Raw genomic sequence first — 22,792 nt, forward strand, 5'->3', positions numbered from 1 at the left:
TTTTGCCCTACAAAAGTATTTGCCTTGCCGCGGCATGCGGCGGAAAGGTTGAGCATTGGACAATCTGTCTTCTAAACAGAAACTTGAACTTGCTGCAGCATGCGGCGGAAAGGTTTGAGCGAGGGACAAACTGTTTTATAAACAACAATATGAACTTGCTGCGGCATGCGGCGGAAGGGATGAGGGCTGGACAAAGCGTTTCAATAACATCTCTTTAATGCTAACCGTAAGGTGGACACCGCCTTACTGATATGGTATTCTACGGCGCGTTCCGAAATAAACAGGAGCCGGGCGATCTCTTTATTGGTCAAGCCTTCTTCCCGGCTCATCTTAAATACATTCTTGCATTGTTTAGGTAACGATTCCACCAGACTGCGCACCTGCACGTTCAGTTCTTTCAACTCCACCTGCTGGTCTTCATACTCGCTCTGCGTTGTGTTCAAGATCACATCATGGTGTCGCTGCCGTGTGGATTTGTTTCGGATATATTCCATCGTCTTAAGCTTCACGGATCGCAGCAGATATCGCTCCGCATCCTGAATGTTAAGCGATTCTCGTCGTTCCCATAGCGATTTAAAAATATCTTGTACAATCTCTTTGGCATCTTCCTCCTCGGTGGTCACCTTCACCGCAAAGGCATACATACGTTTCCAATACCGCTCGAATAATTCTTCGAATGTAGCATGATTAACTTGTATAGGTGACGTATTGTTATCCAAGGCAGGGCAAATATACAATTATTTAGAATTATTATAAATAATGTTGTCATTTTCCTGCTCCTATTTTTGATGAACAATCTGAAGCGTTTTCCGCCTTGCCGTAGTACTTTTTTCTGCTATTATAATTCCCTCTTCGCACAATACCTGGATGTTGCGGTATATTGCCGCATAGCTATGGCATTTAGTCACCGTGTTAAGTTGCATAAAGATATCATCGGCGTATATTGGCTGTGCTCGTGCTTCTAGGACACTCAAAATAGCCTGCTGTGTTTTATTATAGCGCATTCATTGTTCATTTATGAGTTTGTTTAAAATCGAATCAATCGCCAAAGCGGTAACTGAGTGAGAGCATTATTTTTCTATTATCGGGATATGCAGCGTTCCAGATCACAAGATCACCATAGGTGCTTGTGTAGCGAGGGTTTCCATTACGAATCAGTCCGGTGATGGCCAGCTTTAACATGGCGCGGTCACCGAGTAGCTTCTTTTCTGCCGCCAAATCTAAGCCATAGCGTTCATCTGTGCGCATGGCGCCCGTTGTCACGCCAGATGTGTAGTAGCCGGCAATTTCTGTACGCAAGCCCCAGCGCAGTTCGAGGGTATGGCGGCTATTGGCCGACCAGCTTGAGCCTTTTGAATCCAGCACGACCGCCTCAATCTCACCGCTGTAGCGGTTATGGAAGGCATTGACATAATGATTGGCTGACCACCACGTGTGTATGCGGTGGTTGTACATCACACTAACGCTGTAGTTTTTGTAGTTGCCTATGTTCACAGGACGTGTCAGATTTTCTCCGGGATTGCTGCCTTCGCGGGCGATCCAATTGATCACATCATAGCCATAGCTCATGCTAACCGTGCTTATTAAAGCATTTTTGTAGGCATGGCCGATCTCCGTAATGTAGCTGCGCTCGGGCTTCAGTTCTGGGTTACCTTCCGAATAGGTAAAGGCATCTTGATAGATGCGAAACGCATTGATATCGTGGTCGCCCGGGCGTTCAATGCGGCTGCTGAACGAGCCCCGAATGCTGTTGTCATCGTTTATGTTGTAGAGCAGGAAGCCGTTTGGAAACAAATCGAAATAACGCTGTCGACTGATGTCGCCGAGCGTCAGCTGGTTGGCTTTGATAAACGTGTATTCTCCTCGCAGCCCGGCCTGGTATTCAAAGCGCTTTATCTTTCCAGAATAGAGCAGGTAGGCCGCCTGGATGTGCTGCGTGTATTGAAATTCGTTTGACGTATTGGCATCGTGCAGCCAGTCGGTACCGCGCAGGGTATCGTTTTGCACATCATTATCTATAAAAAAATAAGTAGCCTTCCAGCCCATTTCCAACTTGGCCACTTCGCTAAAAGGCTTGCTGTAGTCGAGCCTGCCTGCGTAGGTGGTATTGCTCAACTCTTGTACATTGGCCCTTGCTGATGTGCGGATGCTGCTGTGCGATAGATCGTTTATATCCGTTCGAAAATTGTTGTCATAGTGATTGGTATGTGGTGCATAGTCAAAGTTGATCTTCAGAAAATGGTCTTCACCTGCATACTTATTGACGTAGTTGACGTTAAATGTTAGGTTATTAAATTGCTCATCAAAATTGTTTTTCGTGCTGGCCAGTTGTTTTATTGCACCACCACTTACGGTTTCCATATCGATTAATGCATTGCTGATAAAGCGACCGCGAAGCCAATGAAAACTAGCATCTAACACGCCGCCGTCCTCGAATTCATAGCTGGCACCGGTGCGCACGCTGTGAAATTTGCCAGGGCTTAGCTCTTTTGTTTCTTTCTGCCGCTGGATAGATTGAAGTTGACCGCCGCTAAAGAATTGCCGTTCTATGCGCGTGCTATCCTCCGAGTATTCTCTGCCTAGAGATCCGTTAGCATAGATATTCAGTCCGCTGACTTTATAGTGGATGCTTCCGCCGACGGTACCCTGCGAGCGTCGGGTTTGCGATCCCCGCACAAATGCATCACCACCAAATCCACTACGTTTGTTTCGTTTAGTCACGATGTTGATGATGCCAGCTGTGCCGGCGGCATCCTCCCGAGCTGATGGGTTACTCATGAGCTCAAGTTTCGCGACATCTGCCGCTTGGAGGCCACGTAAGAGGTTGGCCAGCTGTGCCCCCGTGAGGTAAGTTTCGCGCCCATCAATACGCACGTTGGCCCCTGAGCGCCCCTGTATAGAAAAATTCCCCTTGCCGTCCGATAAGATGCCGGGCGTTTTCTCCAGCAATTCCAACACATTATTGCCCTCGGCTAATACAGAATTTTCCACGTTTACGACCAGCTTGTCCACGTACTGGCGAATGGCTGGCTGTAGCCCGCTAACGGCCACTGCTGCTATTTCTGTGGCTTCCACGAAAAGGCGTACATCGTCCAGTTGCCTTTGTTGCGCGGCATTGAGATCCAAGTCCGGGGAATGATAATCAGCGAAGCCCAATGCCCGTACTTGCAACGTGTAGCTGCCCTTTTTGTTGATCTGTAGCTGATAGCTGCCATCGGCCCCACTTTGTTGTTGGGCACTCGACGTGCTATCGGGCAAATGCAGCAACGCGACCGTGGCGCCCGGCAGCGGAGCGTGGTCAGCCGACAGGATGCGGCCTTTGATTGTGGTTTGTCCATAAACCGTAGCAAAGGCAAATAGGTATAGTAAAGTAAGTAAGCGAAGTTGTAAAGTCATCGTGGCATTAGAAAGTATGCATTCGTTGAAAAGCAAGACAATAAGGGCATTGCGCCGAAAGCATCATGCCGCCTCAAATATAAAAAGGCGACATCATACTTCCGTGCGATAGCATAGTTTATACCTACATAGCCTTTTTAAACGAACGCATCAATCTGTCTATAAAAATGATAAGGATTGTGTAAATAAAGTTTTTTTGGCATTAGCCTTTTTTATAGCGGATTTTTATAACCGTATTTCCGTTTTCTAAGGGTTCCGCATTGCGGTTGGCTTCCTTGTTCGTGACGTAGATCATACCCGTTTTTGGATCCAAACTGATGGTATTTGGTAGTCCATCCGTTGGAATTCTGTCGATAACTTTATAAGTCGTCGCATCTACAACGGCCACTTCTTGCTTGACTCTATTCGCGGTATAAATAAGGTTGTTCGACGCATCATACACCAAACCAATAGGCGAGCTGTTGAAACCAAGGTATACTTTGTCGATAATCTCCCCGGTCTCTCCGTTCAGCACCGTAATATTGTTGTCGTTAGACTGGCTGACGAAAATCCTGTTCTGTGTTAGGTCGAGGGCGATGTTTAGCGGGCAGTAAGACCAAGTTTTAAAGCTATTTTCCAGCTTGCCTGTTTTGGTATCAAAGACCAGAATATTTCCCTTCATATCCTGCCCATCCGTGCCATATACCTTTTCCCTTTCGCTATCTACACCCAGCCCTATTAAATAGGCGCCTGGCTTCTCAAAAGATCGTAGATAAGTATTGGTCTTGCCATCGATCTGCCAAATAGAGGGCACGCCATGATCCGACACATAAACCGTGTTGCTGCGCTCATCTGCAACCAGTTCGCGAATTTTGCCTTTCTCTTTCCCACCAGGAATTAGTGTTTGTTTTTTTGTTTTAAGATCCAAAGCGCTTACAGCATTTTGCATGGAATGGCCCACATACAACGTTTGTGTTTTGTTGTTCAGCGCGATGCCAAAAGGAAGATTTTTACCGACCGTAATAGAATCGGTGATTTGCAAATCGTTTCCGTTCAAAACGTAAATAAAGTTTTCCGTGTCGCGGTTAAAACCTTTCTTCGGACCAGCGACATACACGTTGTTGTCGGTAGGGTTGTATACCAACTGGTAGACTTCATTGGGCAACTTTTGTATGTGCACGATCTCATAGTTATTGTCTTCCCCGTCTTGCTCTTGCGCGAAAGATAGTGTGCTGGTTAGCGCGAGTGCGGCCAGCAATAGCGATGTTCTTTTATACATGATTATTTTTTAATAGGTGTTTTATAGCGCCATACTTCTGGGCTCCTTTATAGGAAGGTAGCGCATCGGACACATTTCCGAAGTCTTATTTAGAAAAAGTCTATCTGAACATTATATATCTGCACTGCCTAGCCTTAATATACTGGTTTTCGGGTATTTCAAAAGGGAATGAAATGTCGTAATTTTGACTAGTACGATCCGAAAAACATCAACTGTATAGAGACTTATGGATCAAAAACAGCAATTATGAAAAAACACACATCGTCACTACTTGCCCTCTTGCTATTATTAACGCTTTGGAGTTGCTCAAAAAATAGTAATACGCCTGACGAGCCAGACAATGGAAACCTTTGTGGTAACTTGTTGTATGATGCCGGCGAGCAAAGCTATCGCTTGGATCTGGCGAGCAACAAAAGGAGCGTTTATTTTGACCGGAATACGTATGCACTAAACGGCTGGGATGTGAGTTGGGATGGAGGCACACGACTGGAAACCGGTAGTGTGACAGGTGAATTTGATAAGGTTAACTTCAAGCTGATCAACACTGCTAATGGTGCGCTTATAAAAGAATTTAATTACGATACGCCAAATTCTGAAGATCGGCAGATCAGCGGTCTGCTTTCCCCGGATGGCAACCTGATTTTGATTCAACCTGATTTTAACCATGGTATTGTGATTATTGATACGGATGGGAAAGTGCAGCATCATCTGCCGGTGGTAAACAATACGCCGCTTACATTGGGCGATGAGGTTGTCTGGTTGCCAAACAATGGTATTTTGTTGACCTTTCAGCATTTCATTTTAAAAAGTGATCCACCCTATAACACGATTACGCCAATCAAAGAGATGAACTACGCAGACTGGGGCAATATCAATGTCAACCGCGATGGTAGCAAGATAACCGTTCGTGTCGACAAACATATTCATTTGATGCATGCGGATGGTAGTAAGATGCTGCAGGTGACAGACAGTGACCGGCAAGAGCGGGAAGCGGTATTTTCTCCCGACGGAAACCACTTGTTGGTCGCCGCTGATCATTATCCGGGAACCTTCCATTCCGGCACCTGGAATCTCAATATCATTCCCGCTGACGGTAAAAAGTATACCGTAGGAAATAACCCTGAAGAATCTGTTCGGGTTATTCAACCGGATGGTCAGCAACAACCCGAAAAAGCAGCAAATCGGATGCTATGGCGGTAAGCCGCTTTTCAGCTGAGATAATTGATAAAAGCAAAGCAAATGTAGGGTTAGCCTGTCTAAGTCGGGGATGGTGGTCTAAAATGGCTATCCGTTTCATTTATTCTCGACGTTCTTATAAGATCGTTCTATCAATACCGATTTCGATAATAAAAGGTTATCATAAAATTCTCGGATTTGCTTCTTAAAAAATGTAAGTTTGTGATGTTTATATAGCTAACATGAATACCATGATCAATAACCACATCAACTATATAGAATTTAAAGCTAAAGACTTGTTGGCTATAAAAGCCTTTTACACGTCAGCTTTTCACTGGACTTTTGTAGATTACGGTCCAGATTACGTTGCGTTTGCCGGAAGTGGTCTGGACGGAGGCTTCGAGCGAACCGAAGAAGAAGTCGTCAATGGCGCCCTGACAGTGCTATATCATGAAGACCTCGCCCTTGCAAAACAACAGGTAATCGATGCGAGAGGAACGATTGTAAAGGATATCTTTTCATTCCCCGGCGGGCATCGCTTCCATTTTGGTGACCCATCCGGCAATGAGCTAGCTGTGTGGTCTGATAAGTAGCTTTTTAATTGCTTTGCCGATTATTTACTGATTTCCGTTAGCAGGACAAACGCGCTGCGGTATGCATACCACTAGCCGAAAAGCTTAGGTAAGCGATTCATCACATTTGATCAGTAGCTAATTAAACCGCTTCCTAAATTCCACGGGAGATTGGCTGGTTTTGGTTTTGAATAGTTTACTAAACGACTGCGGGTGCTCAAAACCCAAACGATAGGCAATCTCGCTCACAGATAGGGTCGTTACTGATAACCGTTCCTTTGCGCTTTCGATCAGCTTATTGTGAATGTGTTGTTGGGCATTCTGCCCGGTGAGGGAGCGTAGCATATCGCTTAGGTAGCTCGGCGAGATATGCAATTTGTCGGCAAGGTATTGTACAGTAGGAATACCGTTCTTCAGCGAAGTCTCATTTTCGAAATATGCATCCAGTATTTCTTCCAAATTCTGTAGCAGGCTGTTACTAACAGCCTTACGCGTAATAAATTGGCGACGGTAGAAACGATTAGCGTAGTTCAGCAGCAGTTCAATCTGTGAGATAATTACATCTTGGCTAAAGTCATCCAATCGGCTGTTCAGCTCTTCCTCAATAATCTCGAAGATGGAAATTATAGTCGCTTTCTCTTTATCAGACAAGTGCAGCGCCTCGTTTGCCGAGTAAGAAAAGAAGCCATATTGTTTGATCTTTTTTGCCAAGGCATAGGATAGGAAGAAGTCCGGATGAACCAGTAAGGTGTACTGTGAGCATACGCCACTTTGGTTCTCATCATTCCCGATAATCTGGCCAGGCGCCGCAAAGAGCAGGCCTCCTTCATCGAAATCGTAATAGTGTTGCCCGTATTTGATGCGTCCGCTTAATCGCGGCTTATAGGATATTTTGTAAAAATTCAGTACATGCGATTGCGGAACGTTGTGTTCGACGATCTGGGTACTTTCTACACCTAAGATCGCGATCAGCGGATGGTTCGGTTCCGGTATGCCGAAGGTGCGTGCTGCCTCGGCTAGTGAGCTGAAATTGTAGGGTTGTTTTTCTTCCTTCTTCATCGCTGTTATTTCTTAGAGTACATAATTAGTGCATGTTTTCAGGGTCTAGGCAAAGATAACCGATCGTATCGATACGAGCGGTTATCTTACAGTTATTTTATGGCTTTAGCCTTGCGCAGCTATGGCTACGTCTTCCCAAGCTTCCCATTCCTTCAATCGTTTGTTATACTCATCCGTCACCCAAGCGAGGTTCTGGCTGCCCAAGGAGAGGCGTAGAGGCGGGTTTTCACTATCTACAGCTGCAAACAAAGCATTTGGCGTAGCGTCTGGATTACCACGTTCCATATTTTGGAGCTGCTCGAAGAATTTGTTTTTGAAATCGCCATAGACGTCCATACCCGCTGCAAACTTAAGTGACTCTTGGGATCCAAACTCTGTCGCGTATGCGCCAGGCTCGATGATGGTGACCTTGATGCCAAAATCTTTTACTTCCAGTGCCAAGCTCTCGTGGATCGCTTCAAATGCCCATTTCGATGAGGCGTAGTAGCCTATTACCGGCAGCGTCACATGCCCAAGGTTGCTAGATGTGCCTAGTATATGCCCATAACCCTGTTCGCGTAGCAAAGGCAAAGCCGCTTGTATAACGCTTATTGCACCAAATATATTGGTATCATACATGGCCTTTACATCCGCAGCACTCGCTTCTTCGATCGTGCCCACCAGTGAGTAGCCCGCGTTGTTCAGCACAATATCCAGCCTGCCAAAATGCGCATGAGCTTGCTGCACAGCTTCCTTTGCCTGTGCTGCATTCGTTACATCGAGTGCGAGGGTAAGCACATTATCGCCAAACTGCGCCTTCAATGCAGCAATGCTTTCTAACTTACGGGCGGTGGCAACGACCTTATCACCACGCTTCAGCGCCGCCTCCGCCCATATCCGACCGAAACCGCGCGATGCGCCTGTTATAAACCAAACCTTTGTATTGTTTGTATTTGCTGTACTTCGTGCAGCTAATGTACCTTCCATTGCTTTCTGTTCGTTCATATTCATTTCTTTAAAATTGATACTACAAAGATGGATCTATACAGCATGAGAAACGTAGCCAAATCACGCATTTTCGTAGCCTAAATGGGGAAGGGGGAGGGAAAATTAGAGTCTTTCGGGACAGGATCAGTTGGATAATACTTTCTGTTGGGCGCACTTCTTTCTATGTTTGCAGCCATTATCTTGGGCATAGCAATAGATGCATTCATCAGCCATTAGAAACTCCACTTTAACCTTATTAGCTGATCAAGTTCCCGCGGAGTAGCAGTTCAAACGGGAAGGCTTCAAAGGCATATGGGTAAAGCTTCCTTTTTATTCTTTATATTTACGCCAAATTCCTATTGTATGAAAAACAAAAAACTCGGCGATTATTCGTTGGATGAACTAAGAGCTAAAAGAAAGCAAACGAAAATGATTCTTGCCGTCTCTGGCGGTATTTTGGCGATTGCCATTCCAGCCCTGTGTTATGCTGCTTACAGCACAAACAATATTGGGCTCTTTGTGATTGGATGCGGAAGCCTTGCTACATGCTCTTCTATATTGATCTATCTTTCTCAAATCGATAAAGAGATCAAAATGAGGGTTTAGTTGTTTTATTGCTTCCAAGCACGCGTAGCTTTAGTTTGTAAGATTTATGAAAAGGCAAGTTAAAAAATGGATTTTGGGATCAGCTGTATTCGCACTGCTATTTGCAGGACTTTTATTAGTGATTATCCTAAATCCTGTTTTAACATACGCCAATAAAACGACATACCAAGGCTTCACGATTTATCACAACGAGCCTGTTGATCCTCAATTACCTGCCGTGCTCGACCAGGCAAAAGCGCTTTTAAAAAAAAGTGAATTTTATAAAGCTGATCTGGATCTTAACATTTGCGTTAATGACGGATCCAGTTACCCCAACTTTGTAAAGGTGATTTTGGGGCCAGCATTTGCTTGGGCGATTGATAATAAACTGATCCTTCAGGGAGAAATGAACTGTGCGGAAAATTTTATTGAATTAAATGGCTACAAATGGAATCTAACAGAACTCCTTGCGCATGAAATGACGCACTGCCTGCAGTACGCTAACCTTGGATTTTGGAAATCTAATCCTGTTGCGGGTATTCCAGATTGGAAATGGGAAGGTTATGCAGAATATATTGCAAGACAAGGTCCACAACACGATGACCTGCTAAAGAATCTAGACAGATTGGAAAAGGACCATAATAAATGTTGGGAAATAACCCTTGAAGACCACACGATAGCACCAAGAGAGCTTTACCAATATCAGCTGATGGTTCGTTATTGTTTAGAAATTAAACAGTTGACTTATTCTCAACTGCTTTCGAACCCGATCGATGAGGGGGCTATTAAAATAGAAATGAATGATTGGTATGTTCATAAAAAGCGTACGAATAACCATCAGACCTATACTGATTAAGATGGGGAAGATGCTTATGTTTTTTTGTCACCCATCTTCATTTCGGCATCCTAAATTTAGTGCAATCCGCTCCGTAAAGCCGCCACACAGATAGGAGAGTTGCCAACCCCAAATATCTTATACGGGATTCAACGGATCGATCTGTTTGATCAGTAGTTCTTGCGAAGCCGATTCTAATTTGTGAGCTAAATCTTTGGTCCGGAATATACCTCTTTAACCAATGAATTAAACTCTTTTTTAACTTCTTTAAAAGGCAAACTCTGCGCATGCGACATTGTTTCGAGATTGGCCTGTAATGACTTCTTTTGCTTTATTAGACCAAATCCGATGTATATTGTCCATCCTAGTAATCCCAAAATAGCCAGCACGGACGTCATGTTCAATACGTCTTTAGGCAAGCTTCCTTGTAAGAATCGAAAAATTCCTATCACAGCAAGCATTAAAAACCCTGGTGTTCTAATGAAATTACTTTGTTTCTGATAGCGCTCATATTCTTCAAGTAGCGTCTTCATATCCTCTTCTTTGAAGCTGGACAAGTAGGTGTATTTTTGTTCGTTTTGAATGTTTTCCATCGATAAAAACAAATATAGAATTTTCTTAAAGATACAGAGCCATAGAAGGAGCGGTAATTTATGATAATACCATATTTTTTGAATTCCTTACGAATTAATGCATCGTAGACAAACAACGCTATAGTAAGAATGTTATAAGCCTTTAGGCAGGTATCCAGTGTTTTGCGCGTCGAATCATAATATAATTGCCAAAAATTAGCATACTACATTTATCCGTAGTATATTCAGGGATGAAATGGCATTTATTTCTTTTCCTTTTGGCGTTATTAAATTATTCACCAGCCATGTCCCAAATAGCGATAGTAGATAGTAAGGAGGGGTATAGCAACCTTCGGCGTGAGGCTTCTCCCAACGCGGAAATTATAACGGTTCTAGCGAACAATAGCGCTGTTATTATCGATGCTATGGCTATGGAACATGGCGAGCATAACGGTTGGCTGAAAGTTTTTACTGGCGCCGATCCTTATTGCGTTCGTTGCACTGCAGATCTTAAGGAAGGCTACCATTTGGGTTATATCCACCGGTCTCAGGTAAAGAATCTGGAAGAATTAGAGGAAGTAAAGAGCGGATCTGTCTTTATGCGCTACAACATCGTGCCCTTTGATCCCAGCACAAAGAAAATCACCTATATCGACGGCTCCATATCCACGATCAATGGGTTTTCCTTCTATGGCGCAGATTGCGGTACGCCCAGCACCGAAATAAATCAAGCCAAAGCAGTAATAAATGATCAGGCCATTACTATTCCGATGCGTTACATCTGGAATATCCTGCATGCGCAGAACAATTTTCGATATTTCCGTCAGCGCGATACCGTTTTTGTGCTGCAACGCGTTGGCGATGGAGCGTGTACCACCGATGTAATCTGGACATTTGCTAATCAGCAGCTTCAGCAGCGTTTACTAGGCTATAGTTATTGACGATTGGGGGGCAGTGGTTCGCTTTGTGAGAAGGAGATAGTTTAAGATTATTACATACGACCATTTTGTGACTGCACTTTAACAGCCTGTTGCTTATGAAAATAGCTGAGCGAGTTATCTGTCAGCAGATTTACTAAGGTTTTGACTCTTTCAAAAGGCTATCGTCTCTATCGGCCCAACCCTTGGAGAGCGTTACGGGTCGCCATATCGAGGTGGAAAGGTTAGATGTGAAGGATAAAACACTTTACGATTGAATAAACGACATCAGGAAGTGGAGGGATATTTGTACCATAATCTGCGTTGTGAACGAAAAATTTCTAATCCTTAATGCATCGTCGAAACAAACAATCTGTACACGCAGAAAAACTTAGGCCAAACGTTTTTTTGAAATTTTAGCAGGAGCATGTATCCAATTTTTGGTCGATAGCGTTCTGGTTTAATCTGGCGGAAACCGATTGTGACGACCATTTTTTAGTGAATAAGCCGAAACATATCTACCAAAAATTTTAGACCATCTTTAGCGTGCATATCTTCCATCGATTGCAGCGTAACCTCGGTGATTTGGCCAGCGCGCTCCAGCATCGCCCTTTCATATTTTGAAATAGCCGTTTGGGTGTCGATGAAATGTTCGGCTGTAAGGTTATCTGCGAGCTCCAGAGCATCGAGCATAGCCATATTTACCCCTTCACCCGCATAAGGGGGCATACGATGCGCAGCATCGCCCAGCATCGTTAGCGATGGTGAACTTTCCCATTGCTGATTGAGTGGAAAATGATATTGCGGACGAGGCACAAAATAGCTTTCGTCACTTTGAAATAGTTCATACCATTCACTTCCCCAATCCACGAAACGCTCCCTAAACCATTCATACAATTCATACTTGTTTTCGAAGTTTATACCACAAGTTTCCACCCAATCTTCCGTTTCCCTAGTTCCCGTGTAAAAAGATAGTGAGCCATCGCCTTTTGCACTTAAAATAATACTTTTTTCCAGTCCCAATGCAAATACCTTCCCCCCTTTAACTAGCTTCCAGAGTTTCGGTGCATTGGCTGATGCATTGTAGATATTTCCCTCAATAATTGTTAAGCCTGAATAAATGGGAGCAATATCAGTAATGTATTTTCTGACTCTTGAATTTGCTCCATCTGCAGCGATTACAAAGTCGGCGTAAACCGTACTGCCGTTATCGAAAAAAATATCCCAACCACTACCTTTCGGTTGCATAGATACAAATTTCGAATTCCAAACTATGGTATTTTTTTCAAGTGAAGCAATAAGAAGGTCTCGGAATGGTTCCCTATCAATTTCTGGGCGGAAAGAGGAGCCTCCTATTTCTACCGTAGATTCTTGATCGTGATCATCGAAGTGTACAATCGCATATTGGTCAATTATACGCAGTTTATCAGCATCTGGACGATAACATTTTTTAAAATCATCTAGCAAACCGGCCGCAATTAATGCCTTCAACCCAGATTCCTCATGCAGGTCTAGTGTCGCACCTTGCTGACGTACATTTTGATCGCTATCTCTTTCATACACCTTTACTTCACAACCCTTAGCTTGTAACAACCGGGTCAGGGTAAGCCCGCCGGGGCCACCGCCGATTACAGCTACTTTCTTATTTATCATTGACATACTATTAACCTTTTATAAATGCGAAGTTACTGCTGTATTATAACTAAAAATAGCGTATTTTAGCATAAAAATACTCGTAAAAGGCGCCATGGAGATTGAGATAATATCAAAAGACGGATTGGGTATGCTCGCTGCATTTGCAAAAGAAGTAGGTAGTATCGTCGAAAATGGAAGGGTAGACGTTCCGCAACATTTTGGAACCGGCTTTATACAAGGCTATAGTTTTAATGAGCGTTTACGCATGATGATATTAAATTATCAACTCCACCAGGACTTTACTATTAGCCGAAAGAACCAGCCTACCAACATGCTTATATTTAACTTTCAGCATATAATCAATTAACCGCAATCACAAAAAGGTGCCAAATTCCACCCGTCGGTCCAAATTACGACTCAGGGATTAAATGTCGAGCTATTTGTGCCGAAAAACACCATCCAAAATTCTATATCAATCAGTATTGATGCCAGCTACATACGAGAATTGATAGGCGCACGCATAAACCATCCTTTAGTAAACATGATCTTAGAAAATAGGCAACCTTTGTTTTTTGAGGAGTTGGTATTTATTCCACTGCTTAAAGTCGTTGATGATATCATGACAAGTAGCGTGCCTAAACCGCTTCAAGATTTTTACTACAAGCTAAAGACGCTGGAACTCATTTGCCAACTATTGATTTCGCTTGTCAGCCGGGACGAGAAAAAGGTTTACGGTTTGAATATCACGGATATCAAGATGATCTATCAAATAAAAGAACATTTACTAAATAACCTTGAACAAGCGCCTTCAATAGCGGAACTATCAAAAATGTACGGTATGAGCGAGACTAAATTAAAAAGACTATTTAACCAGGTTTTCGGTAAAAGTATATTTCAGTATTTCCAAAATTTCAGAATGCAGGAAGCCGCCCGCTTGCTGAAAGAAGAATTGCTGTCTGTTTCGGAAGTGGGTTATCGACTTGGTTTTTCCAACTTGGGGCATTTTACCAAAGCTTTTGAAAAAGTAATTGGAATTAAACCGAAGAGGTACAGCAAGCAGGCACATAACCTATGATACAGGGCATTCCTGATGTTTGATTTTGTTATTTATCTTCGTTTCGTGAGACACGAACAGGTTCTTGAGCCCTAAAGAGAAAAAAATAAAAACAATTTTCAGACGTTTTAAAAGGCTTAAAATTGGCTATTTCAAATCTTGTGTTCGGACAGGAAGTGTAGTAATAGTTTGAATTAGACTTCTTAGGTCTTGATTAATTCCGCGAATAGAGGCTTGAAGTTCATTATGCATATTTGCCAGATTTCGTAATTGTTCTGCAGTGTATATGCCTCCATCCTTAAAGTACAGCAGCTCTAGATCCTTTACGTTTTCATCATCATCAAAGCCGTATCTTATCCAGCGTTCACGGATAGAGCGTATTAGCGAGCTGTTATCTGTATTGCTAAATCTCGTTTCCGTAAGAATACGCCAAAGCGACGGCGGATAAACGAAATCCGAATTTCTTTCATACCAGATGTTACTCAATAAATTACGTTCGATTGCCATTTGCACCTTTTTCTCGTGAGGTTTTAAAGTCCAAAAACCTAAAACCGCAGTTCCGGCGCCGCCAGTTATGTTAATCATGTTGTTTACGGGATTACTTTCGAATGCTGTACTTGCCAGCACCGTTGCCGAACCAAGAACAATGGATGCAACTGTCAACCGCGACACGATTCGACTGTTGCGTTTCTCGATGTAATTGGCTAATTGCTCGACTCGCTCGCCACTGCAATCTAGCTCCGCGGCAATGGCTTCCAGTTCTGTGCTAAAAACGAGGTATCTGTCTGTTATGCGTTGCTTGGCAACAAGACTTTCAACAACATTACCTGCGTTTAGGTAATCGTTGATGTAGGGAATAAGGCCTAGATTTTTACATAGTGAAAAATCATGCTCGGAAAATATACTCCTTACGGCTATACTATCGTTATATGGAATCTGCGAAGGGACCGCTTCATTATTGTATTGCACATTTGGCGTACAATAGTTGGCAGTCAACGTGCTTACCTTTACAGTCTGTATTGTGGTGGAACAGCCAGGTAGCAAAAGTAAAAGAGCACATAATTTAAACAGCCTAAATAAAAGATCTCTCTCTGCAAATTTCATATTATTAAATTGTTTTTGTTACTATCACGACTTAAGCTACTAAGGCTTCCAGCATTAAACAAGCTGTTCTGCCAGATTGTTTCCGTTCATAAATTATTCGCGAACATATTATCGGGTAATTTGCCTTTTGAAAATAAGAAAATACTTTTGGTTTGTGCCAGCGGTACAGCTTAGATTAGAAGTACATTTTAGTTAAATTAAAAGTTGATGAGAACTGGGCAGATTGCTAACGGGCTAGTGTATTTTACGTGATATTTGCACGTGTATTAATTTTTAAGGCTATGACAATTGCATTTATGAATATAGGAACTCAGGAGATGATTCTGATACTAGTGGTAGTTTTACTCCTGTTCGGCGGTAAGAAGTTACCCGAAATGGCCCGCGGTTTGGGCAAAGGGATTCGGGAATTCAAGGATGCTTCGGAAGGTATCAAGCGCGAAGTGAGTGCGCAAATCGATAAGGCGAATAGCGAAGACGCTAATACTCCGAATAAATCAGTGGATCAGAAGGATTCAGCAAAAGATAGGGAAGATGTGAATGAGGTCAATCCTTAGAATGCTTCTGCAGCATAAGAGCGAAAATTCTATATCTCTGCGCGGTAGAGCGTCTATTATATAGCATTTTATCTTATCTTGGGGCTGTTTCCTTTGAAGAAGTTTAAGTATATGATTTGCAGAGACCATTATTTCGGGTTCAAAATTCCGGGAAAGCAGACTTTAGCTACGGGTGTCTGTTCCAAAAGCGCCTTGCACATTAGGTCAATGCGATAAAAGGATACAGTGATGATGATATTATTTAAATTTGCGATTGCTCTACCAACCGGACAAGAGTGGTCGGCAGCTACGATCATCAAAATGCAACTATTCGTTTGATATATATAAAACAATGACACTAATTCTATTTACCTCCCTATTACTGATGGGCGCGATTGCCGCAGGCGTAATCGGTTCACTTTCGGGTTTAGGCGGAGGTATTGTACTGATACCACTGCTCACACTGCTTCTTGGAGTAGATATACATTACGCCATCGGTGCGGCCTTGGTATCGGTTATTGCAACTTCTTCTGGTTCGGCAGCTGCTTATGTCAAATCAGGAGTGGCCAACATGCGTTTAGGTATGTTTTTAGAAATTGCTACCACGGCTGGGGCCGTTGGCGGCGCTATACTGTCTGCATATGCACCAACTTCGTACATCTCGGTTCTTTTTGGTCTTGCGCTGCTATTTTCAGCTGGGAATTCCATTAGAAAAAAACAGGAAACTATCGTTGACAGTCCCAACGCACTTGCCCAAAAGCTTAAACTCAGCTCCACATACCCGGAAAGTCCGAATGCCGATGTCAGGTATGTTCCAAAAAATGTAATTGGCGGTTTTAGCATGATGGGGCTAGCAGGTATGCTATCAGGACTGCTAGGAATAGGATCTGGTGCTTTCAAAGTTATTGCAATGGATACCATAATGCGCATACCGTTTAAAGTCTCTACAACAACCAGCAACTTCATGATGGGGGTTACGGCTCTGGCAAGTTCGGTTATTTACATGCAAAAGGGATATATAGTGCCGGATATCTGCCTTCCGGTTCTTATAGGAGTGTTGCTGGGTGCGATGATCGGCTCAAAAATATTAATGTCTACAGATCCTAAAAAGCTTCGGTACTTTTTTGCAGGAATTATTGTATTTCTTGCACTGAATATGATCTATAGTGGATTAAAAGGAAATTTATGATGAAAGTTAATGATAAAACTATGCAACATGCAATAGGTAATGTTCTTAAATATGGCGTATGGAGCGTCCTGCTCGTTGGAATAATCGGCGGTCTCATCCTTATTTGGTCGCATGGCGATAGAACGATTGACTACACAACATTTAGGGAAAACGATCAAAGTATATTTCAGGTAGTTGATGAGATTTTGCATGGAGTAATCCGTATGGACGGACGTTCAATCGTTTACCTAGCCATTATTATGCTGTTTTTAACACCCCTTTTCAGACTTATTTTATCTCTGATAAGTTTTCTTGTCGAAAGGGATTATATGTACGTTATCATAACAACAATTGTGCTTATTATCATCGCCTTTAGCGTGTATTTTGGAGTTGGACATTAGCCTTTCTTGTCAAAATTTGGTGCATATTATTTTCTGAAACACATCCATTTCTAAATGTGCTGAAAATGTCATTGTATTAGTGTAATACGTTTGTTTTAACGCGTATCCATGTTACCGGCTGTTGCCTAAGGAAGTTTATATGTTTAACTGGGGAGTATTGATTCAAGATTTTGTGTTGAATCCGCTAACAGATCATTTTATAAACTTGCTTACCGTACTAACTATTGTATCCCAATCATTGTAATTCAATTCATGCCCTGTATCTTCCAATTTCAAAAGCCGTGAATTTCTAATATCTGCGAGCAGTTTTTTTGTATGGTTGAAATGCCATATCTTATCCTTGGTACCATGAACGATTAATGTTGGGGCATTTATTTCACTCATTCTATCATAGTAAATTTCTCCACCTTGTATCAGGGCGTGGTTAAACATACTACGATAATTAACCGCTCGTTTAAGCTCCTCTTTAATACGCTTTTCTTCTCTTGAATAGTCCACCGGTTTATGGCCTGCCATAAGACGGGAATTTTGCAACATGTATTCGATTACCTCTTTTTCGTCGTTCCAGTTTACATGCTCAGCTTGAGCCTGATGCTCAATGACGCTTTTGTCCATTTCAGGTACATCGGGTTCCGGTGTGCCCCATATCCCCGTAGACATCAAAATAAGTGAATTAACCCTATTGGGATTTTTAATTGCTATAATCTGCGCTATTAGCCCCCCCAAAGAAATCCCCATTATATTCGCAGCCTCTATTTTATAGCCATCTAAAACGTTGACAGCATCATTTGCTAGATCAACAATGTCATAGTTAATCATCCCTTCTTTGTAGGTGGTAGATTTACCAACATCTCTGTTGTCGTAGCGGATTACAAAATATCCTTTTCGGGCTAACTGATTACAAAATTCTGAATCCCAATATAGCATAGAAACTGTTGCGCCAGCGATCAATAAGATCGCAGGATTATCACGGTCGCCAAAATGTTCAGTACAGATAGAAACATCTTTGGTATTCACTATTTTTTCTTTTTGTTGTTCCATACAGCTGTTTGCAAAGTTAAAAATGAGAACGTAAGATTCATTCCGTTTACAAGCCGAAAATTACGCTATGTCATCCAACCTAAATTGTACGTTTTCGACATTTTATTCCTCAACGAACAAAGACTGGTCCTCTGAAAAATAGGCAGACGGATTTTTACCAGTAAACTCTTTATAATCCCTCACCATATGGGCTTGGTCGAAATAACCAGAACCTAAAGCCAGTTTTGTTAATGTGGAGTGATGTTGACCATACGCGATGACAATACTTTTTTCAAAACGCACTATTCTTGAAAAATATTTGGCAGAAAATCCTGTATAAAATTTGAAATTTCTTTCAAACTGTCGCTGAGAAAGAAAATGACTACGCAGCAAATCCTGAATTTTTAAATTCCCGCTATTCCTGTTTAGGCAGCCGACGCTATGCATAGTCATCTTTAAGTTTGGTGACAAATCCCGTGATTTCTTTTCAATAAAAGAAGTGATAATGTTTATCCTTTCTGCAGTGTTCAAGCAATTCATTATTCGCTCTTCTAAAAGTACTCCTTCCTTTCCCAAGAAATCGGCTATTGCGATGTTTCGATTTGTTATTTCAGCCGCGGAAACATTAAACAGGTATGAAATAGCGTATGGCTGAAAGTATACACCGAAAATCGCCACTTTTTTATTTGCTGACAACTCATAAAAGTCATTAGTCTGCGACTGAATCCCACTCACAAATAGATTATTACTTGAGCCGTCTTTATTAATTTTCATTCCTGGGATATATTGAAATGCTAATTTGGGAGACACGGATGCAACGGACAAATGTGAACTCTCGCATGATTCTGTGAAATCACCTTCAAAATCCCAAAAGAAATGGACAAGATGGCTTATGCTTACGTGAGGTTTTATCTTTTCGTATTTCATTGCCTTTTCAGTTTTAAATTTAACATAGAGGTAACGAGTTGTTGACTAAAATTTTAAAACATTCTTTTGGTGATCTTCTAATCCTATTAAATTTATGAATACCGTTGTTTTTCGTTACATAATGCATAACGAATACATCCTTATCTTGTTTGCATTGAGGTTCGTTTTGAGTGATAAAGAGCTATTAGAAAGGCTCAGTCTTGACAGGTTCTTAGCAAAGGTTATGGCAACCCATTGAAAAAATGAATCATCAACCGATTTAATTTAGTTTCTTAAAAATGAATCGTATCCGTAGTTATCTCTTTGCAATGTCCAATGTATCTTGATTCTTTAAATAATGGCAACAGGAGCACCAAAGAGTAGTAAACTAGAAAACAGAATAATAAGTGCGATCATTGTTGTGAGGATGATAAATTTCACTTTATTTTTTACAACGCCTTGGCATTTTCTGGGACATAAATAACAACCAGTATTAACACACACACACACACACAGACCGAAAAAATACACTTAAATCCCAACGAAATGCTAATAGTCTTCCCTGAACGCTGAAATGATCACCAACATTATCACTGAAATTTACCGCGAGATAGATAAACATAATTACGGCAAGTGATCTAAATAGCCCTCCAATATAATGATATTATATAATTTGCTATCAGCGCCGGTCAATCCCTTCGTTTTGCGGGACTGAGGATGAAGTTGCGGAGCAGTAATAAGCTGCATAGCGCTTTATCGTAGTGCAAAAGACTTTTGATTATTCCTACTAAAATGGCTTTTTTGCACTTAAAACCGTGATTATTGAACAAATGACTCATCAACCTGATAATAAATTAGTTAGCTTTATTTGTTCTATTGCCGATGATTGCCTTCGAGACGTTTACGTGCGTGGCAAGTATCGGGATATTATACTTCCGTTTGTGGTGCTGCGTCGTATTGACTCTTTGTTAGAAACGACAAAAGATGCCGTACTAGAAGAAGTGCGCTATCAACGGGAAGACCTTGGGCAGGTAGAATTGGATCCTGAAGGTCTAAGAGATGCATCTAAATATGTCTTTTACAATTCATCGCCATGGACAATGGAGAAGCTTAAAGGGACGGCAACCAACTCTCAACAGAAATTGGTGGCTAATTTTGAAGAATATCTTCTTGGCTTTTCTGCCAACGTTCAAGAGATCATTGAAAAATTTAACCTTCGTGCGCAAATACGCCATATGGCAGTTAAAGATGTGTTTCTCGATGTATTAGAAAAGTTCACGTCCCCATATATCAATCTGACACCACTGACGAAGAACGATCCCGAAGGCCGGCTATTGCCCGCCCTCTCTAATTTGGGTATGGGGTACATATTCGAAGAACTAATTCTTAAGTTCAACGAAGAGAATAATGAAGAGGCCGGAGAACACTTTACGCCACGGGAGGTAATACAATTGATGACACATTTGGTCTTCGAACCGCTCAAAGACAAGTTGCCAAATATCATCACCATTTACGATCCTGCATGTGGGAGCGGAGGTATGCTCACAGAGAGTGAAAACTACCTGATCGAAGATGAAGCCTTTAAATACAAAGGAGATGTGTACCTGTATGGTAAAGAGATCAACGACGAGACATACGCTATTTGTAAGTCTGATATGATGATCAAAGGCAAAGATCCGGAGAATATACGTGTCGGTTCTACGCTGTCGACTAATGAGTTTTCTGATATGAAGTTTGACTTCATGCTGTCCAATCCACCTTATGGGAAATCTTGGGCTTCAGAACAGAAATACATTAAGGACGGCAAGGATGTGATCGATAACCGTTTCCAGATCAAACTCAAAGACTACTGGGGTAATTGGGATACGGTAGATGCTACGCCGCGTAGCTCCGACGGTCAGCTACTGTTCCTGATGGAAATGGTCGATAAGATGAAAGCACCGACATCCAATAGGATCGGTAGTCGTATCGCTACGGTTCATAATGGTTCACTATTTTTAATATCGGTATAAAAAACTATGTTTTCTTATTCGCCGACGAACCCTCCGGCGGATAGACAATCGTACCCTTTAGCTTTTTGATCGCTTCCTCATCAAAGTCCGGAATCTGCAAGTCATCCGCTTCCTTCCATTTTTTTACGGTTTCCGCAATGTCCGACTCCTGAGCTGCATCAGCAAAGCTAGCCGGTTGCATATAGATATTGTGTGCCGGTCGGGCGAGCTCGGTACCACTCTTTTTGATCACATCCAGCAGGTAGAGGTATACATCCTCCTGCACAGCCAGGAACATATCAAAATCCACCGCATTGATATACGAAAAAACCTCAAACTTCAATCCATCCTTGTTAACGCCCACAAAGCGAATACGTGCCGGAATAGCATCTACCTTCGGGTGCGCATATAGCACCGCACGCATCTCCACCAACAGATAGCGGATCTGTTCCGGCGTGCTATCCAACTTGAAGTAAAAATTTGGCGCAAATAGAAACTTATCCCGGTGGGTGAAGTTCTCGATCTTCAGCGCGGCAAATTCCCCATTTGGGATCGTCACAACCGTGCGGTCGTTTGTACGGATCTGCGTGGACCGCATACCAATTTGTTCGACGGTACCCACCACATCGCCCACCTTACAAAAATCGCCCACACGCACGGGCTGGTCAGCAATCAGCGTCACACTGCCCACGAAATTTTCTACCGTTTTTTGCGCGCCCAGCGCCAGCGCAATACCCCCGATCCCTAGCGCCGCGATTCCCGTCGTCACATTAAAGCCAAAGGTATCCAGCACCGCGATGATTGCAATAAAGACCATCGCGATCTTAGCCGCCCTGCGCAAAAACAAGATTGCCGAAACACCTGCCTGATTGCCACGTTTTGCTAAATTACGCTGGGTGATATTGCTTCCTGCATTCAACAATTGCCAGATGAGCAGTAAAGTGGCTAAAATGTAGAATATCACGCTTAGGCTGCTCAAGCGCTGCCGCACAATGATCGAGATATCGGCCTGCTCCGTAGCAAAAACAAAGATCCATACAGCCAAGAACAGTTGTACGGGTCGGAAGAAAGCCCGGATAATGCGCGATTGTGCATCCTGTTCCGCCTTTCGCCACAGCTTCGACAGGATAAAGATCAGCGCCTTCGTCACCGCCCAGGCGGCAAAGTAGGCGATAAACATCAGAAAGAAGCTGATGATCCAATGGCCTATAGGCACACCGCCCCATTTTTTCTCGATCAATACCTTGGGCAGAATTTTAGTGATCAAGGGTACAGCAAGCTCTTCTTCTACAGGTAGGGGGATGCGCTCAATGGTTTGTGTGGAGAACAACCACAGTGGTGCACCATCCTTACCCTGTGTGCTTTCCACCATAATATCAAATGATTCATTGTTCAAGATCGCCGTACCCACCTTGTCTACATTGGGTCCGAGGTTGTCGTTCACCTGCCCCTCGTAGTGGTCACTGATCAAGGCATAAGGGAGGATGCTCCCATTCTGGTCAAGCAGCTGCTGCAGTCCTTGCGCCAGCTTTTGCTTATTTCTTTTCTTCCGGAGTTTGGGGTCAAGGTGGAGGTAGCGCGCCGCCCGTTCGTAGTTCTCTTGGGCTACTGCGCTAATAAAGCCCGATACCGCGCCGCGCGGCG

General features: G+C 42.7%; 24 protein-coding genes. 12 read left to right on the forward strand and 12 right to left on the reverse strand.

Annotated elements, in window-relative coordinates; genetic code table 11:
* The coding region (locus tag DI53_RS20585) for a hypothetical protein (RefSeq protein ID WP_037502387.1) at positions 1 to 218 on the forward strand (218 nt) is incomplete at its 5' end.
* Here DI53_RS20585 and DI53_RS16565 read toward each other — a convergent pair.
* From DI53_RS16565 to DI53_RS16580, 4 genes are all read right to left on the reverse strand, one after another.
* The gene (locus tag DI53_RS16565) at positions 201 to 719 is read right to left on the reverse strand and encodes an RNA polymerase sigma-70 factor (RefSeq protein WP_037502390.1); all 519 of its coding nucleotides are present in this window, start codon (positions 717 to 719) and stop codon (positions 201 to 203) included. The genes DI53_RS20585 and DI53_RS16565 overlap by 18 nt on opposite strands.
* Before the next feature lie 60 nt (positions 720 to 779).
* Positions 780 to 1,004, reverse strand: coding sequence for a transcriptional repressor (locus tag DI53_RS20770; protein WP_037502392.1), 225 nt, complete (start codon positions 1,002 to 1,004; stop codon positions 780 to 782).
* 34 nt (positions 1,005 to 1,038) lie between these two features.
* Entirely contained in the window at positions 1,039 to 3,396 is a 2,358-nt protein-coding gene (locus tag DI53_RS16575; protein WP_037502394.1) for an outer membrane beta-barrel family protein, read from the reverse strand.
* A gap of 202 nt (positions 3,397 to 3,598) precedes the next feature.
* Positions 3,599 to 4,654 carry a YncE family protein gene (locus DI53_RS16580; RefSeq protein WP_052072501.1) on the reverse strand — a complete coding sequence of 352 codons (1,056 nt, stop codon included), beginning with the start codon at positions 4,652 to 4,654 and terminating at the stop codon, positions 3,599 to 3,601.
* A gap of 246 nt (positions 4,655 to 4,900) precedes the next feature.
* On the opposite strand from DI53_RS16580, the gene DI53_RS16585 reads away from it, so the two are divergent.
* Complete coding sequence (locus tag DI53_RS16585; RefSeq protein WP_037502397.1) at positions 4,901 to 5,854, forward strand: TolB family protein; 954 nt, start codon at positions 4,901 to 4,903, stop codon at positions 5,852 to 5,854.
* A gap of 218 nt (positions 5,855 to 6,072) precedes the next feature.
* Positions 6,073 to 6,423 (forward strand): VOC family protein, encoded by a 351-nt coding sequence (locus DI53_RS16590; RefSeq protein ID WP_206538052.1) that lies wholly within the window; start codon positions 6,073 to 6,075, stop codon positions 6,421 to 6,423.
* A 117-nt stretch (positions 6,424 to 6,540) separates the two neighbouring features.
* Here DI53_RS16590 and DI53_RS16595 read toward each other — a convergent pair whose 3' ends face one another.
* The gene (locus DI53_RS16595) at positions 6,541 to 7,461 is read right to left on the reverse strand and encodes a helix-turn-helix domain-containing protein (RefSeq protein ID WP_037502398.1); all 921 of its coding nucleotides are present in this window, start codon (positions 7,459 to 7,461) and stop codon (positions 6,541 to 6,543) included.
* 105 nt (positions 7,462 to 7,566) lie between these two features.
* Positions 7,567 to 8,445, reverse strand: coding sequence for an SDR family NAD(P)-dependent oxidoreductase (locus tag DI53_RS16600; RefSeq protein ID WP_241462456.1), 879 nt, complete (start codon positions 8,443 to 8,445; stop codon positions 7,567 to 7,569).
* 345 nt (positions 8,446 to 8,790) lie between these two features.
* On the opposite strand from DI53_RS16600, the gene DI53_RS16605 reads away from it, so the two are divergent.
* Together DI53_RS16605 and DI53_RS16610 are read left to right on the forward strand one after the other, a co-directional pair.
* Positions 8,791 to 9,033, forward strand: a complete 243-nt coding sequence (locus DI53_RS16605) for a hypothetical protein (RefSeq protein WP_037502400.1) — start codon at positions 8,791 to 8,793, stop codon at positions 9,031 to 9,033.
* Between the two features lie 46 nt (positions 9,034 to 9,079).
* On the forward strand, positions 9,080 to 9,868 hold the full coding sequence (locus tag DI53_RS16610; protein WP_037502402.1) for a hypothetical protein: 789 nt from the start codon (positions 9,080 to 9,082) through the stop codon (positions 9,866 to 9,868).
* Positions 9,869 to 10,053: 185 nt separating this feature from the next.
* Here the strand turns inward: DI53_RS16610 and DI53_RS16615 are convergent, their stop codons facing one another.
* Complete coding sequence (locus DI53_RS16615) at positions 10,054 to 10,440, reverse strand: hypothetical protein (RefSeq protein WP_037502403.1); 387 nt, start codon at positions 10,438 to 10,440, stop codon at positions 10,054 to 10,056.
* Between the two features lie 230 nt (positions 10,441 to 10,670).
* Between DI53_RS16615 and DI53_RS16620 the strand changes: the two genes are divergently transcribed.
* Entirely contained in the window at positions 10,671 to 11,360 is a 690-nt protein-coding gene (locus DI53_RS16620; RefSeq protein WP_037502405.1) for an SH3 domain-containing protein, read from the forward strand.
* A 471-nt stretch (positions 11,361 to 11,831) separates the two neighbouring features.
* Here the strand turns inward: DI53_RS16620 and DI53_RS16625 are convergent, their stop codons facing one another.
* Positions 11,832 to 12,989 carry an FAD-dependent oxidoreductase gene (locus DI53_RS16625; protein ID WP_241462457.1) on the reverse strand — a complete coding sequence of 386 codons (1,158 nt, stop codon included), beginning with the start codon at positions 12,987 to 12,989 and terminating at the stop codon, positions 11,832 to 11,834.
* Between the two features lie 94 nt (positions 12,990 to 13,083).
* Between DI53_RS16625 and DI53_RS20005 the strand changes: the two genes are divergently transcribed.
* On the forward strand, positions 13,084 to 13,338 hold the full coding sequence (locus DI53_RS20005) for a hypothetical protein (protein WP_052072502.1): 255 nt from the start codon (positions 13,084 to 13,086) through the stop codon (positions 13,336 to 13,338).
* 75 nt (positions 13,339 to 13,413) lie between these two features.
* Complete coding sequence (locus DI53_RS16630) at positions 13,414 to 14,046, forward strand: helix-turn-helix domain-containing protein (protein ID WP_052072503.1); 633 nt, start codon at positions 13,414 to 13,416, stop codon at positions 14,044 to 14,046.
* Positions 14,047 to 14,172: 126 nt separating this feature from the next.
* Here the strand turns inward: DI53_RS16630 and DI53_RS16635 are convergent, their stop codons facing one another.
* Positions 14,173 to 15,129, reverse strand: coding sequence for a hypothetical protein (locus DI53_RS16635; RefSeq protein ID WP_052072504.1), 957 nt, complete (start codon positions 15,127 to 15,129; stop codon positions 14,173 to 14,175).
* A gap of 296 nt (positions 15,130 to 15,425) precedes the next feature.
* Between DI53_RS16635 and DI53_RS20010 the strand changes: the two genes are divergently transcribed.
* The 3 genes from DI53_RS20010 to DI53_RS16650 all read left to right on the forward strand — a co-directional run bounded on the left by DI53_RS20010 (position 15,426) and on the right by DI53_RS16650 (position 17,231).
* Positions 15,426 to 15,683: a Sec-independent protein translocase subunit TatA/TatB gene (locus tag DI53_RS20010; RefSeq protein ID WP_241462458.1), complete on the forward strand. Its 258-nt coding sequence runs from the start codon at positions 15,426 to 15,428 to the stop codon at positions 15,681 to 15,683.
* A gap of 331 nt (positions 15,684 to 16,014) precedes the next feature.
* Positions 16,015 to 16,851 (forward strand): sulfite exporter TauE/SafE family protein, encoded by an 837-nt coding sequence (locus DI53_RS16645; RefSeq protein WP_037502409.1) that lies wholly within the window; start codon positions 16,015 to 16,017, stop codon positions 16,849 to 16,851.
* A complete protein-coding gene (locus DI53_RS16650; protein WP_037502411.1) occupies positions 16,848 to 17,231 on the forward strand; it encodes a DUF1634 domain-containing protein in 384 nt (127 codons plus the stop codon). The genes DI53_RS16645 and DI53_RS16650 overlap by 4 nt, the downstream gene beginning before the upstream one ends.
* Positions 17,232 to 17,423: 192 nt before the next feature.
* Here the strand turns inward: DI53_RS16650 and estT are convergent, their stop codons facing one another.
* Both estT and DI53_RS16660 read right to left on the reverse strand, forming a co-directional pair.
* On the reverse strand, positions 17,424 to 18,272 hold the full coding sequence (gene estT, locus DI53_RS16655) for a macrolide hydrolase EstT (RefSeq protein ID WP_052072505.1): 849 nt from the start codon (positions 18,270 to 18,272) through the stop codon (positions 17,424 to 17,426).
* Positions 18,273 to 18,374: 102 nt separating this feature from the next.
* Positions 18,375 to 19,178: a helix-turn-helix domain-containing protein gene (locus DI53_RS16660; protein ID WP_052072506.1), complete on the reverse strand. Its 804-nt coding sequence runs from the start codon at positions 19,176 to 19,178 to the stop codon at positions 18,375 to 18,377.
* Positions 19,179 to 19,987: 809 nt separating this feature from the next.
* Here DI53_RS16660 and DI53_RS16665 point away from each other — a divergent pair.
* On the forward strand, positions 19,988 to 21,169 hold the full coding sequence (locus tag DI53_RS16665; RefSeq protein WP_081939484.1) for a type I restriction-modification system subunit M: 1,182 nt from the start codon (positions 19,988 to 19,990) through the stop codon (positions 21,167 to 21,169).
* A gap of 4 nt (positions 21,170 to 21,173) precedes the next feature.
* On the opposite strand, the gene DI53_RS16670 is transcribed toward DI53_RS16665, so the two are convergent.
* Positions 21,174 to 22,792, reverse strand: a 1,619-nt coding sequence (locus tag DI53_RS16670) for a mechanosensitive ion channel family protein (RefSeq protein WP_037502415.1), incomplete at its 5' end; no start/stop codon positions are given.

This window comes from Sphingobacterium deserti (assembly GCF_000757725.1).
In the GTDB taxonomy this organism is placed as follows: Bacteria; Bacteroidota; Bacteroidia; order Sphingobacteriales; family Sphingobacteriaceae; genus Sphingobacterium; species Sphingobacterium deserti.

Bases quoted from the DNA above. Each gene is read 5' to 3' on its own strand.
- DI53_RS16665 (WP_081939484.1), top strand. From the start codon at position 19,988: ATGACTCATCAACCTGATAATAAATTAGTTAGCTTTATTTGTTCTATT.
- DI53_RS16660 (WP_052072506.1), bottom strand. From the start codon at position 19,178: ATGAAATACGAAAAGATAAAACCTCACGTAAGCATAAGCCATCTTGTC.
- DI53_RS16650 (WP_037502411.1), top strand. From the start codon at position 16,848: ATGATGAAAGTTAATGATAAAACTATGCAACATGCAATAGGTAATGTT.
- DI53_RS16625 (WP_241462457.1), bottom strand. From the start codon at position 12,989: ATGATAAATAAGAAAGTAGCTGTAATCGGCGGTGGCCCCGGCGGGCTT.
- DI53_RS16610 (WP_037502402.1), top strand. From the start codon at position 9,080: ATGAAAAGGCAAGTTAAAAAATGGATTTTGGGATCAGCTGTATTCGCA.
- estT (WP_052072505.1), bottom strand. From the start codon at position 18,272: ATGGAACAACAAAAAGAAAAAATAGTGAATACCAAAGATGTTTCTATC.
- DI53_RS16615 (WP_037502403.1), bottom strand. From the start codon at position 10,440: ATGGAAAACATTCAAAACGAACAAAAATACACCTACTTGTCCAGCTTC.
- DI53_RS20770 (WP_037502392.1), bottom strand. From the start codon at position 1,004: ATGCGCTATAATAAAACACAGCAGGCTATTTTGAGTGTCCTAGAAGCA.
- DI53_RS16595 (WP_037502398.1), bottom strand. From the start codon at position 7,461: ATGAAGAAGGAAGAAAAACAACCCTACAATTTCAGCTCACTAGCCGAG.
- DI53_RS16620 (WP_037502405.1), top strand. From the start codon at position 10,671: ATGAAATGGCATTTATTTCTTTTCCTTTTGGCGTTATTAAATTATTCA.
- DI53_RS16580 (WP_052072501.1), bottom strand. From the start codon at position 4,654: ATGTATAAAAGAACATCGCTATTGCTGGCCGCACTCGCGCTAACCAGC.
- DI53_RS16585 (WP_037502397.1), top strand. From the start codon at position 4,901: ATGAAAAAACACACATCGTCACTACTTGCCCTCTTGCTATTATTAACG.
- DI53_RS20010 (WP_241462458.1), top strand. From the start codon at position 15,426: ATGAATATAGGAACTCAGGAGATGATTCTGATACTAGTGGTAGTTTTA.
- DI53_RS16575 (WP_037502394.1), bottom strand. From the start codon at position 3,396: ATGACTTTACAACTTCGCTTACTTACTTTACTATACCTATTTGCCTTT.
- DI53_RS16645 (WP_037502409.1), top strand. From the start codon at position 16,015: ATGACACTAATTCTATTTACCTCCCTATTACTGATGGGCGCGATTGCC.
- DI53_RS20005 (WP_052072502.1), top strand. From the start codon at position 13,084: ATGGAGATTGAGATAATATCAAAAGACGGATTGGGTATGCTCGCTGCA.
- DI53_RS16600 (WP_241462456.1), bottom strand. From the start codon at position 8,445: ATGAACGAACAGAAAGCAATGGAAGGTACATTAGCTGCACGAAGTACA.
- DI53_RS16590 (WP_206538052.1), top strand. From the start codon at position 6,073: ATGAATACCATGATCAATAACCACATCAACTATATAGAATTTAAAGCT.
- DI53_RS16635 (WP_052072504.1), bottom strand. From the start codon at position 15,129: ATGAAATTTGCAGAGAGAGATCTTTTATTTAGGCTGTTTAAATTATGT.
- DI53_RS16605 (WP_037502400.1), top strand. From the start codon at position 8,791: ATGAAAAACAAAAAACTCGGCGATTATTCGTTGGATGAACTAAGAGCT.